At 39.9% G+C, this 12,444-nt stretch carries 12 protein-coding genes; all 12 read left to right on the top strand.

Annotated elements, in window-relative coordinates; translation table 11 throughout:
• Positions 1-5 precede the first annotated feature (5 nt).
• The 12 genes from K348_RS0112310 to K348_RS0112255 all read left to right on the top strand — a co-directional run bounded on the left by K348_RS0112310 (position 6) and on the right by K348_RS0112255 (position 12,441).
• Positions 6-359: a four helix bundle protein gene (locus K348_RS0112310; RefSeq protein WP_029905245.1), complete on the top strand. Its 354-nt coding sequence runs from the start codon at positions 6-8 to the stop codon at positions 357-359.
• Between the two features lie 43 nt (positions 360-402).
• Complete coding sequence (locus tag K348_RS0112305; protein WP_029905244.1) at positions 403-1,809, top strand: anthranilate synthase component I family protein; 1,407 nt, start codon at positions 403-405, stop codon at positions 1,807-1,809.
• Positions 1,810-1,911: 102 nt separating this feature from the next.
• Positions 1,912-2,478: an aminodeoxychorismate/anthranilate synthase component II gene (locus K348_RS0112300; RefSeq protein ID WP_029905243.1), complete on the top strand. Its 567-nt coding sequence runs from the start codon at positions 1,912-1,914 to the stop codon at positions 2,476-2,478.
• A 4-nt stretch (positions 2,479-2,482) separates the two neighbouring features.
• The gene (locus K348_RS0112295; RefSeq protein WP_029905242.1) at positions 2,483-3,181 is read left to right on the top strand and encodes a hypothetical protein; all 699 of its coding nucleotides are present in this window, start codon (positions 2,483-2,485) and stop codon (positions 3,179-3,181) included.
• A 19-nt stretch (positions 3,182-3,200) separates the two neighbouring features.
• A complete protein-coding gene (locus tag K348_RS0112290; protein ID WP_081852566.1) occupies positions 3,201-4,559 on the top strand; it encodes a TrpB-like pyridoxal phosphate-dependent enzyme in 1,359 nt (452 codons plus the stop codon).
• A gap of 94 nt (positions 4,560-4,653) precedes the next feature.
• Positions 4,654-5,652, top strand: a complete 999-nt coding sequence (trpD, locus tag K348_RS0112285; RefSeq protein WP_029905240.1) for an anthranilate phosphoribosyltransferase — start codon at positions 4,654-4,656, stop codon at positions 5,650-5,652.
• Between the two features lie 30 nt (positions 5,653-5,682).
• Positions 5,683-6,858 carry an MFS transporter gene (locus tag K348_RS0112280; protein ID WP_029905239.1) on the top strand — a complete coding sequence of 392 codons (1,176 nt, stop codon included), beginning with the start codon at positions 5,683-5,685 and terminating at the stop codon, positions 6,856-6,858.
• A 4-nt stretch (positions 6,859-6,862) separates the two neighbouring features.
• Positions 6,863-7,642: an indole-3-glycerol phosphate synthase TrpC gene (gene trpC, locus K348_RS0112275; RefSeq protein ID WP_029905238.1), complete on the top strand. Its 780-nt coding sequence runs from the start codon at positions 6,863-6,865 to the stop codon at positions 7,640-7,642.
• On the top strand, positions 7,639-8,265 hold the full coding sequence (locus tag K348_RS0112270) for a phosphoribosylanthranilate isomerase (protein ID WP_029905237.1): 627 nt from the start codon (positions 7,639-7,641) through the stop codon (positions 8,263-8,265). The genes trpC and K348_RS0112270 overlap by 4 nt, the downstream gene beginning before the upstream one ends.
• On the top strand, positions 8,252-9,025 hold the full coding sequence (gene trpA / locus K348_RS0112265) for a tryptophan synthase subunit alpha (protein WP_029905236.1): 774 nt from the start codon (positions 8,252-8,254) through the stop codon (positions 9,023-9,025). Before K348_RS0112270 ends, trpA begins: the two co-directional genes overlap by 14 nt.
• A 187-nt stretch (positions 9,026-9,212) precedes the next feature.
• Complete coding sequence (locus tag K348_RS0112260) at positions 9,213-10,820, top strand: sulfatase-like hydrolase/transferase (protein ID WP_029905235.1); 1,608 nt, start codon at positions 9,213-9,215, stop codon at positions 10,818-10,820.
• 166 nt (positions 10,821-10,986) lie between these two features.
• Positions 10,987-12,441, top strand: coding sequence for a lipopolysaccharide biosynthesis protein (locus tag K348_RS0112255; RefSeq protein ID WP_029905234.1), 1,455 nt, complete (start codon positions 10,987-10,989; stop codon positions 12,439-12,441).
• Positions 12,442-12,444: the final 3 nt, after the last annotated feature.

Here is a 12,444-nt window from a genome sequence, read left to right as displayed (position 1 = left end):
ATGGCATGAAAAATTATAAACAATTAGTCGTTTGGCAAAAAGGTGTTGAATTAGTTAAACTAGTTTACCTATTAACAAAAGAACTGCCTCAGGAAGAGAAGTTCGGGATTATCAGCCAAATAAACAGAGCCGCAGTTTCTATACCTGGAAATATAGCAGAAGGTAGCAGCAGAGATAGCGACAAAGATTATTGCAGATTTCTTCAGATTGCCCTAGGCTCGGCTTTCGAGCTACAAACATATTGCATTTTAATAAAAAATCTAGGATGGAATCCCTCTAAGATTGATGACACAGAAAGACTACTGGAAGAAATCATTAAAATGCTTCATAGTTTTATCAGACAAACAAAGATTCAATAATAAAGGCTAACGGCTAAAAGCTAATAGCTAAAAGCTTAAAAATATGAAATATAAAATTAACGTCAAAACAAAAAACCTCCTTGCCGACATGCAAACACCTGTAGGCATCTACCTCAAGGTAAGGGATGTATATCCCGAATCGGCATTACTGGAAAGCTCCGATTATCACGGAGGAGAAAACAGCTATTCATTCATAGGGATCAGTCCTATTGCCCGCTTTAAAGTTGACAACGATGAAATCACATATACCTATCCCGATAATACAACCAAACAGGAAACATTGTCGGGTCATCAGAAACTAACAGATAAATTCCATGATTTCATCAATCAGTTCGATGTGCAGGGAGAAAATAAAACGAATATAAACGGCTTCTTCGGCTACACTTCCTACGATGCTATCCGTTATTTCGAAGCGGTAGACCCGATAAACACAAAACTGAACAATGCCGACATTCCCGAATTTTACTATATCTTATACCGTTTCATACTTGTCATCAATCATCTGAAAAATGAGCTGACAATCGTTGAAAATATAGTTGAAGGCAGTCAGGAAAAGATGCAGGAACTCGAAGCCATTGTGATGAACAATAATATCGCATTATACAATTTCGAGGCTATCGGAACCGAACAATCGATGATTACTGACGAAGAGCATCAGGAAATGATAAAAAAAGGCATCGCACATTGCAAACGCGGCGATGTATTCCAGATTGTTCTTTCGCGTTGTTTCACACAAAAGTTTTCGGGTGACGACTTTAAGGTGTATCGCTCGCTACGCTCCATTAACCCGTCGCCTTACTTATTCTATTTTGATTTCGGTTCGTACCGTATCTTCGGTTCTTCTCCCGAAACACATTGCAAAATAACAAAAGGCAAAGCATACATAGACCCTATTGCAGGCACTTATTTCCGCACAGGAGATGACGAAAAAGACCGTATACTTTCCGAAGACCTGCTGAAAGATGAAAAAGAAAATGCCGAGCATGTCATGCTGGTAGACCTTGCCCGCAACGACCTAAGCCGTAACTGCCACGATGTAAAAGTAGAATTTTATAAGAATGTACAGTTCTATTCCCATGTTATACATCTCGTTTCACGGGTGAGCGGTATCGTAGATAAGGATAAAAATAATATATCTGTTTTTGCCGATACTTTTCCGGCAGGTACACTATCCGGTGCTCCTAAAGTGAGGGCTATGCAATTGATACGCGATATTGAGAAGCAAATGCGCGGGGTATATGGTGGCTGCATCGGGTATATCGGATTCAACGGTGACCTCAATCAGGCAATTACGATACGTACATTCCTCAGCCGTAATAATACGCTTTATTATCAGGCAGGCGGTGGCATCGTATCCAAATCGAATCCCGAAACAGAAGTAATGGAAGTAAAAAACAAACTGGGGGCATTAACAAAAGCTGTTAAATTTGCAGTAGAATTGAAAAATTAAGGCAGCTATTAGCTGATAGCCGTTAGCTATTAGCCATATGAAATAGACAATTTATAGTAACAAGCTATTAGCTAACGGCTAATGGCTAAAAGCTAAAAAAATATGAAAATACTAATTTTCGACAACTACGATTCGTTTACATACAACCTTGTGCATCTGGTCAAAGAACTTGGATTTACAGACGTGGATGTATACAGAAACGATAAAATTGCATTGGAGGATATTGCAAAATACGACAAGATAATTTTATCCCCGGGTCCCGGTATCCCGTCCGAAGCAGGACTGCTTCTCCCCCTGATAAAAGAATATGCAGGCAAAAAGCCTATACTTGGCGTATGCCTCGGACATCAGGCGATAGGAGAAACTTTCGGAGGAAAGCTCGCTAATCTGGAAGATGTATATCACGGTGTGGCAACTAAGATAATGATAACAAAACCGGATTATATTTTTGACGGATTGGATAAAGAACTGGAGGTAGGCCGTTATCATTCATGGATAGTGGAAAACAAGAATCTGCCCGAATGTATAGAAGTTACCGCAATAGACAGCAACGGGCAGATAATGGCGCTTTGCCATAAGGAATACGATATACACGGCGTACAGTTTCATCCTGAATCGGTACTAACACCTGCCGGAGAAACTATAGTGAAGAATTTCCTTAACCACTGATATTATGTACAGGAGCAGTCTTTCAATTTTCATATTCTTCATATTCTCCGTTAGCATCTCGGCACAATGCGGTTATGTAACGATTGATCCTGACGGTTATACAAATGTGAGAAAATCCCCAAGTGCCCATTCAAAAGTATTGGGAAAGATATCTCTTTATCACATTTTCAGTACACCAGACAATTCATGCCTTTATGACGGCAGTCTCGAAATCGAATATGAAAATCCGGATTGGCTCCCTATACTCATTAACGAGGAACCGGCTGAAGCAGGATATATATACCGCCCCTATGCACAGGAAATAGTAAGTCTTCCAGCCGTAAAAAAACAGATGAAAGACAGTTTGAATGCTAGTTTTTCGGATCGAAATATTAATGTAAACGTCTGCCTCACAAATAAATTTCTTATAAAAAGCATAACTATCAGCTACGGAAAAAATAAGTCCTATATATTACCGGCCGATGAAATAAAGGATGTATATTTCCTGAGTAATCCGTTAATATGTCCCCCAAATATGTACGATCAGAATTTCTGTCCTGTAAATTTATATAAGAATCCCAATAACGACGTTTATTATCTTTCAATGTCGGGAGGCGATGGCGGGGATGTTTATTCGGCAACATGGATTATAACAAAAGAGAAAGTACATTTCGACGGTAATCTGGGACATTGCTCATTTCATAACATAATACTTGATAAATAACATACTAAATCTGACAATCATGACTAAGAAAATCTTTTTAAGCGAAAACGACCTCCCGAAAAGCTGGTATAACATCGTAGCGGATATGAAAAACAAACCGCTGCCGCCCCTTCATCCGGGAACAAAAAAGCCGTTGGAAGTAAGCGACTTGGAGCCGATATTTGCAACAGAGCTTGCCAAACAGGAACTAAACCAGACCGACCGATGGATAGAAATTCCGGAGCCGATACGCGAGTTGTATAAAAACTATCGCCCTACGCCGTTGGTACGTGCTTATGGTTTGGAAAAAGCTCTTGATACTCCCGCACATATCTACTTTAAGAATGAAAGTGTCAGCCCTGTAGGTTCGCACAAACTGAACTCGGCAATAGCACAGGCATATTACTGCAAGGAACAGGGAATAACAAATATTACAACCGAAACCGGTGCAGGGCAATGGGGCGCAGCCTTATCCTATGCTGCGAATCATTTCGGCTTAGATTTAGCTGTCTATATGGTAAAGATCAGCTACCACCAAAAACCCTATCGCCGCTCGATCATGCAAACATATGGTGCAGAAGTTATCGCATCGCCAAGTATGAGTACCAAAGCCGGACGGAAGATTATTACGGAGAATCCGACATATCAGGGTAGTCTGGGAACAGCTATCTCCGAAGCTATCGAACTGGCCTTGAGAACACCAAACTGTAAATATACATTAGGCAGTGTACTGAACCATGTGGCACTTCATCAGACCATTATCGGTCTGGAAGCAGAAAAGCAAATGGAAATAGCCGGAGAATATCCGGATGTAGTCATTGGTTGCTTTGGCGGCGGTTCGAATTTCTCGGGTATCTCTTTCCCATTCTTACGGCATAAACTGACCGAAGGCAAAGATGTTCGCCTTGTTGCTGCAGAACCGGCATCATGTCCTAAACTAACCCGCGGTAAGTTCGAATATGACTTCGGTGATGAAGCAGGATATACTCCTCTTCTACCGATGTATACATTAGGACATAATTTTGCACCTGCTAATATCCATGCAGGAGGGCTCCGTTATCATGGAGCGGGAACAATTATCAGCCAGTTGAAAAAAGACGGATATATAGAAGCAGTAGATGTAAAGCAACTGGATACATTTGAAGCAGGAATACTATTTGCGAAAGCAGAAGGTATTATTCCGGCGCCGGAATCTTCTCATGCCATTTACGCAGCTATTCAGGAAGCGCTGAAAGCTAAAGAAGAAGGCAGACAAAAAACAATCCTCTTCAATTTGTCGGGACACGGACTTATAGACATGGCTGCTTACGACCGTTATTTCGAAGGTGAATTGACCAATCATGAATTGTCTGACGAAGAGATTGCGAAAACGACAGACGAATTGGAAAAACTAGTATAATACAGAGCATTTAGCTATTAGCTTGATAGCCATTAGCCCGAATATAAAATAGAAAGCTATTAGCTGGTAGCTAATGGCTAAAAGCTAAAAAATTATGAAACAGATACTAAACAGACTTTTTGAGCATCAGTACCTCAACCGCGACGAGGCTAAGGAAATTCTGACGAATATGGCTGCCGGAGGATATAACGAATCCGAAATTGCCGCCTTTATAAGCGTATTTCTTATGCGGAGCATCAGTGTGGATGAATTCCTCGGATTCTCCGATGCATTACTCGATCTGCGGGCAAATGTAGACCCACTAGCTGCGTATAACCCTATCGATATCGTAGGAACGGGAGGTGACAACAAGAATACATTCAATATATCCACTCTCGCCTGCTTTGTGACGGCGGGAGCGGGATATAAAGTTGCCAAGCATGGAAATTACGGAGCTACTTCCGTCAGTGGCGCGTCAAATGTTATGGAGCAGCACGGAGTGAAATTCACTTCAGATGTAAGTAAACTCGAAGAATCGATAGACAAGACGAACATTGCCTATATGCATGCGCCGTTGTTCAATAATGCATTAAAGGTAGTAGCGCCTGTCCGTAAAGCCTTGGGCGTACGTACATTTTTCAATATGCTGGGGCCTGTGGTGAATCCGATAAGACCAAAGCGCACGGTGCTAGGCGTATTTAACCTGAAAATGGCAAGGCTCTATTTCTATATGTATCAGCAGACAGATGTGGATTATTCCATTGTCCACAGTCTCGATGGATATGACGAAATCTCTTTGACAAGCGATTTTAAAATAATCAATAAATTTGAAGAGCGTATCTATAGTCCTGAACAGATAGGTTTCGAACGTTGTACCGAAAAAGAACTCGACGGAGGAGCAACCCCAGAGGATGCCTCGAAGATATTCGATAATGTAATTAATAACATTGCCACAAAGGCACAAAAAAACGCAGTAATAGCCAATGCGGCCACTGCCATTCAGACTATCAATCCGCAACTTTCATTCGAAGATGCAGTAGCAGAAGCACGCGAATCGTTGGAAAGTGGTAGGACTAAGGAAACATTCAGACGGTTTTTGGAGTTAAATACATGATAACTAATAAAAACTTCTGATTAAAAATAAATGGAAACAACAGAAACATATTCTAAAAACCGCGTCCGCATCGCTATCTTTTGCCTTTATTTTTGTACAGGGCTATGTTTTTCGAGCTGGGCGAGCCGTATTCCGGATATAAAAATCGCCCTCGGGCTGGGAGATGCCGCATGGGGAACAATCCTGCTGATGATACCTGTCGGGCAGATATGCGGTATGACTATTTCCGGATTTCTTATATCAAAAGTAGGGAGTAAAAAAATATTGCCGATTGCCCTGACGGGTTATGTATTCGCATTGCTATTTGTCGGTTTATCTTCCAGTGAATATGCATTGATTATAAGCCTTATCATTTTCGGATTCTTCGGAAATTTCTGCAATATTTCCATTAATACACAGGCCATAACGCTAGAAACGACATACAACAGGCCAATCATGGCATCATTCCACGGAGGATGGAGCCTTGCCGGACTCACCGGAGCCAGTGTAGGATTGCTAATGGCATCGCTTAAATTACATCCAATATATCATTTCTGCATTATCGGAGTGCTTGTTATCACTACACTGATTATCAACAGACCATATCTACAGGCAGACCTTAGAAAAGAAAAGACTCCTGAAGAAATTGCGAGTAAAAAGAGGAATAAGCCCGAGACTTTCCTTTTCCTGCTCGGTATAGTTGCATTCTGTGGAATGGCTGCCGAAGGAGCAATGTCGGACTGGAGCGGACTTTATCTGATAGATGTAGTCGGTACACGGGAAAATCTGGCGCCTCTCGGGCTAGCAGCATATATGATTACCATGGCATCGGGCAGATTCATGATTGACAAAGCTACCCAGAAATGGGGCAGGCAACGCGTTGTACAGGCAGGAGGTACGCTTATTGCTACCGGATTGTTTACAGCTGTGGCATTTCCTCATTTTGTTACCACAATTATAGCATTTATGATTATCGGTTTCGGTACGGCGGGTATTGTGCCGACTATCTATAGTATCGCCGGACAAAAGACAAGAATACCGACAAGCATTGCACTGACTATTGTTTCCAGTGTCAGTTTCCTCGGATTCCTTATGGGGCCGCCGCTTATCGGTTATATTTCAAGTGTGACAAACCTCAGATATTCATACGCACTGATAGGATTGTTCGGCATCAGCATTGTCGTATTGGCATCGCTGATAAAAGTATTCCGTTACGAAAAAAAATAAATATATGACTAACATACTGGATAAAATAATAGCCAATAAGAAGATTGAAGTTGAAAAGCAAAAATCGCAGCTTCCGCTGACCGAGTTGGAAAAGAAAATAAAAGATACACCTGTAAAATCCTTTAAAGAGGCATTAATGAATTCTGATACAGGAATCATTGCCGAATTTAAACGTCGTTCGCCGTCGCGTGACTGGATTTTTAAGGATGCAAAAGTAGAAGATGTAATCCCATTATATTCACAAAACGGGGCAAGTGCTATATCTGTACTGACCGATATGGATTTCTTCGGAGGTAACCTTGACGATTTGGTTTGTGCAAGGGAACTGACGCAAACACCGTTACTCAGAAAAGACTTCGTAGTAGACGAATATCAGCTTTATCAGGCAAAAGCAACGGAAGCTAGTGCTATACTACTCATTGCATCTGCCCTGACCATAGAGGAAGCAAAGCAACTGGCAGCTAAAGCAAAAGAGTTAGGATTAGATGTCTTACTAGAAATACATAACGAGCAGGAACTCGGACATATCAACGATAAAGTTGATGTAGTGGGCGTAAACAACCGCAATCTGGGTACCTTCGTCACCGATGTACAAATATCTTTCGACCTAGTGGATAAGATACCGGACGAGTTCGTAAAGATATCCGAAAGCGGCATATCGCAACCACAAACGGTTATTGACTTACGTGCTGCCGGATACAGAGGCTTCCTTATGGGTGAAAACTTTATGAAGACAAGTAATCCGGGCAAGGCTCTGGAAGAATTCATTAAACAATTATCATGAAAATAAAAGTCTGCGGGATGAAAAACCCCGATAATATAAAGGAATTAGCCAAGCTTCCAATTGACTTTATGGGAATGATATTTTATGAGAAATCACCCCGTTTTGCCAATGAACTGACATTTGATGATGTGAATATACTACCCCCATATATAGAAAAAGTCGGCGTATTTGTGAATGCAGGAAAAGATTATATAATGGAAAAGGTAAACAAATACAATCTCGACCTCGTACAGTTGCACGGCTCGGAATCCGTCGAATTATGCAAGGAACTAAATGAAACAATACCTGTTATCAAAGCATTTAATGTAGCCGATGCCTCAGACTTTGAGCAAACAAAATCCTATGAAGAGGTATGCAGTTATTTCCTTTTCGATACAAAGACGCCTCAACATGGAGGCTCAGGGCAAAAATTCGACTGGCAGATATTAGACTCATACACAGGCAACAGGTATTTTTTCCTTAGCGGAGGTATTTCATCAGAAGATATCGACGATATTAAGAAAATACAACACCCGAAATTTTACGGAATCGACCTCAACAGCCGATTCGAAACAGAGCCGGGATTAAAAGACATAAAACGATTACAGCAATTTATAAAAACACTCACCTATGAACAGGATTAAGCAACTATTCGAAAAGAAGCAAAAAGACATTCTTTCCATATACTTTACAGCAGGTTTCCCAAATCTGAACGATACCTGCAAAGTTATCCGCGAGCTGGAAGCTAATGGTATCGACCTGATTGAGATTGGTATTCCCTTCTCCGACCCGATGGCCGACGGCCCTACCATTCAGGATAGTGGGACGATAGCATTAAGGAACGGCATGACACTTAAAGTACTGTTCGACCAGTTGAAAGATATCCGTAAAGATGTGAATATTCCGCTGATTATGATGGGATATCTGAATCCTATTATGCAATACGGCTTTGAAAATTTCTGCAAAGAATGTAAAAACATAGGACTTGACGGGGCTATTATTCCCGACCTGCCTTTCGACGATTATATAAAAGAATACAAACCTATCGCCGATAAATACGATATAAAAATCGTAATGCTTATCACTCCCGAAACGTCAGAAGAACGCATCCGCCTTATAGATGAACATACCGATAGCTTTATCTATATGGTATCATCTGCCGCTACCACAGGCGCTCAGAAAAGTTTCGATGAGAAAAAACAGGATTATTTCCGGCGTATCAATTCGATGAACCTGCGCAATCCGCGTCTGATAGGTTTCGGTATTTCTAACAAAGCTACTTTAGAAGCCGCACAGGAAAATTCAAGCGGGGCCATTATAGGCAGTAAGTTTATTACTTTTTTAAAGGAAAGTGATAGTATAAAAGAGGCTGTGAAGAATTTGAAAGAGGCATTGAGTAAATAAACAATCAAAATATAAAAAGAAGTAAGGTATAACCTGCAATGAGATTTCTCGAATTAATTTATAAGAATGACATTTTTTGATAAATACTTAGCTTAAGTTAGTATCAAAATCATGGGAAACCTATAAAAATTATTTAAGATTACTATGCTTAGAAGGATATTCGTATATTTGCACTTCTATTTATAATATGTCGAACATACAGGAATATTTAAAGAAAGCAGGTAAATTTATTTACAAATATAAATTTACTGTCTTATGCCTCTCTTACTTCTGCACAATATCTATACTATCGCAATATATTGTGAGTAAGCCTGCCATAATAAATGCATTATCCTTTATTTTGGTTCTGAATATACTGGCAAAGACAAAATATTCTTTGTGGCTTTCCCTTATATTATCCTTTTTTATCTCATTCGATGCCTATTTTGCCTTTGTCTACTCAAACAAAGCTTCGATAGGAACAATGGCTTCGATACTGGAAACCAATGCTACTGAAGCCGGCGGTGTTTTATCTGAAGTTATATTTATTGCTTTGGCCTGTCTGGCGGCCAGTATATTCCTGATTTTAATGTCGCAGCGCGAACTGAAAGAAAGTAAGTTTACACGTAAATCAGCGGCAATAATGTTATTGATTTACTGGATTGTAGTAATGCCCGCCATAGGATATTGGAAAATAAAAGCCTTGAAGTGGGAATACTATGTTTCTACATTCCCTGTAATAAGCCTGAATAATCTGGTAGGGAATAATTTTCCGCTTGTATATATCGACATTGCTAATATTGTGGCTTATATGCGAGAAAAGCATCATATGAAGCTTTATATGCAATTGGAAAAACAGATGCCTGACGGAATATCTTTCAATTCCCAGAAAGAAAGCCCGAAAAAGATATTCTTTATTATCGGGGAAAGTGCTTCCCGCAAGCATTACTCATTGTATGGATACAAGGAAAAGACAAGTCCTTTTCTGGATAGTCTCGCACAGATAATGCCTGACGATTTACACTATTATGATGCCTATTCTCCGGCATCTATTACACGTGATGCATTGCGTCTCATCCTCTCGTTTTCCACTCCTCAGAATATTCAGCCTTTCTATGATTATTTCAATGTTATAGATATGGCAAATATAGCTGGATATGAAACTATATGGATATCTAATCAGGATAAGGTGGGTGAAAGTGAGAGCTATATAGGATATGTTGCCAGCAATGCAACACAATCTTTCTACGGAAGTTCATTTATCAGGGACGATTTCAATCTTCTACCCTATCTTGAAAAAGTCTATATTCCTGGTAAAAAGCAATTTTTTGCAATCCATCTCAACGGCAGCCACGTACCATATGGAGAACGTTATGATGAGATAGACGTCAAAGCGTTGCCGGGTGCAAACACTAAAACAAGAGAATATGATCGCTCTCTGCATCATACCGATCGTCTATTAGAGAAAATTTACAAAATTATGAAAAGGGAAAATTCGTCTATTCTCTATTATTTCTCCGATCATGCGGAACTGGTAGAAGGAGGCGGGCACGGTGTTCTGGTAATGGATCACAATTTGTTCGACACTCCTCTGGTAACGATTAATAATAGCACTGTTCCTGTTGATTCTATTGTAAAGAAGTATATCGATCCTGAAATGTCATTGATTAATAATTCCAACAGCACCTATATAATGTCTGAAATAATGGGTTATGATGTGTTGGACAAGAATGTAAAAAAAGCAATAGAAGACGGGCAATATATTTTCCACGTAGATAAAAGTTCTTATCTGTATAAAGATTTAGGGCCTAAATAATTTCAGCTTTTAGTTTATATCTATTTGAAATTCAAAAGATATGACATACAGTCCTTTTCATTTTCTATTATCAGCTTTCAACAAAAATTAGCACATTGGCATATATGCTAATTAGCACATTAATTTTCGTTACCTTTGTAACCGGTAACAGGAATAAACAACATACATGGCAGATTCCCTTAAGAAAAAGACAGGTTTGGCCTTGTTCTGGAGCTTTATAGATAAAGGCGGACAACAGGTTATTTCCCTGCTTTTTTTCTATATTCTCGTCCGGCTGATATCAAAAGAAGATATCGGTACGGTCAATCTTCTTGCCATATTTACTATTATATCGGGATTGTTGCAGGATAGCGGTTTTTCGTCGGCCCTTGTGCGAAAAAAAGAAGTGCACCCCGATGAATATACATCTGTTTTTTACATCAATATAACAATCAGCTTTATATTGTATTTCATTTTGTTTATATGCGCACCATTCATCGGGTCATTCTATGACAAACCTGTATTGACCGACTTATCACGTTTCATATTCCTAGGCTTCGTATTTAATGCTTTTGCCGTCGTTCAGAATGTAAACCTTATCAGGGAGATGAACTTCAAGCTGAACACGCGTATCACATTATTTGCATGGTGTATATCTGGATTAATTGCTATCTACATGGCATACAACGGATACGGAATCTGGAGTATGGCAGCGCAGCAGGTTATTCAAAGCTTCCTGAGGTGTCTATTGCTTTGGTTGTTTGTACGATGGCGTCCTAACGGACACTTCTCTTTTCAACGAATCAAGGAGATGTCGCGATATAGTATAAATTTGTTGTTATCCAGCCTTTTCGGACAGATATGCAATAATATATCGCCGTTGATTATCGGTAAGAAGTTCTCGCTGTCGCAGGTGGCTACATATACTCAGGGCTTAAAGCTAACCAATATACCGCAGTCAGTAATCAGTGACGGGATGAAAAGCGTAGCCTATCCTTTACTATCAAAAATCGGTGAAGATAAAGAGAGAGGAAAAAGAGCATACAGGAAAGTAATACGCATCACATCTTTTATATCCTTTCCTGTGGCTGCAATGCTTATAGTGACAGCGAACCCGATAGTATCTATATACCTCACAGAAGAATGGACGGACGTAATACCTATCTTGCAGATACTGGCTGTCGGCGGTTCATTTCTGCCATTCTTCGGATTGATATCATCCCTTTTGCAATATGAGGGAAGGTCGGGTATGTTATTAAAAATCGAAGCATGCAAAAATATACTTATACTGGTTGCTATAGCTATCGGCATACAATTCGGAATACAGGGACTTGTTGCAGGATTGAGTATAGTGAACGTACTTTCTTATTTTATCAGCATGTACATCGCCGGAAAGAATATATCTTACTCTTTCAGGGAGATACTTAAAGACACGGCGCCTTATATTGTGATTGCTATAGCATCCTTTTCACCGTTCTTTTTGCTATATAAGGCAGGTATAGATAATGTATTTCTAAGGCTTGCAATTCCCGTTTTGGCAGGTAGCGGAATCTATCTGCTGATTATGAGAATGTTCGGGTCGGTTATCCTGCGGGAAACAATTGATTTTGTAAAACAATCGTTACGGAAACTCAATATATAATAC

This window comes from Prevotella sp. 10(H), assembly GCF_000711235.1.
Classification (GTDB): domain Bacteria; phylum Bacteroidota; class Bacteroidia; order Bacteroidales; family Dysgonomonadaceae; genus Dysgonomonas.
This window is presented reverse-complemented; position numbering and strand designations above follow the sequence as displayed.

Coding starts and splice junctions, on each gene's coding strand:
- K348_RS0112310 (WP_029905245.1), top strand. CDS start 6: ATGAAAAATTATAAACAATTAGTCGTTTGGCAAAAAGGTGTTGAATTA.
- K348_RS0112305 (WP_029905244.1), top strand. CDS start 403: ATGAAATATAAAATTAACGTCAAAACAAAAAACCTCCTTGCCGACATG.
- K348_RS0112300 (WP_029905243.1), top strand. CDS start 1,912: ATGAAAATACTAATTTTCGACAACTACGATTCGTTTACATACAACCTT.
- K348_RS0112295 (WP_029905242.1), top strand. CDS start 2,483: ATGTACAGGAGCAGTCTTTCAATTTTCATATTCTTCATATTCTCCGTT.
- K348_RS0112290 (WP_081852566.1), top strand. CDS start 3,201: ATGACTAAGAAAATCTTTTTAAGCGAAAACGACCTCCCGAAAAGCTGG.
- trpD (WP_029905240.1), top strand. CDS start 4,654: ATGAAACAGATACTAAACAGACTTTTTGAGCATCAGTACCTCAACCGC.
- K348_RS0112280 (WP_029905239.1), top strand. CDS start 5,683: ATGGAAACAACAGAAACATATTCTAAAAACCGCGTCCGCATCGCTATC.
- trpC (WP_029905238.1), top strand. CDS start 6,863: ATGACTAACATACTGGATAAAATAATAGCCAATAAGAAGATTGAAGTT.
- K348_RS0112270 (WP_029905237.1), top strand. CDS start 7,639: ATGAAAATAAAAGTCTGCGGGATGAAAAACCCCGATAATATAAAGGAA.
- trpA (WP_029905236.1), top strand. CDS start 8,252: ATGAACAGGATTAAGCAACTATTCGAAAAGAAGCAAAAAGACATTCTT.
- K348_RS0112260 (WP_029905235.1), top strand. CDS start 9,213: ATGTCGAACATACAGGAATATTTAAAGAAAGCAGGTAAATTTATTTAC.
- K348_RS0112255 (WP_029905234.1), top strand. CDS start 10,987: ATGGCAGATTCCCTTAAGAAAAAGACAGGTTTGGCCTTGTTCTGGAGC.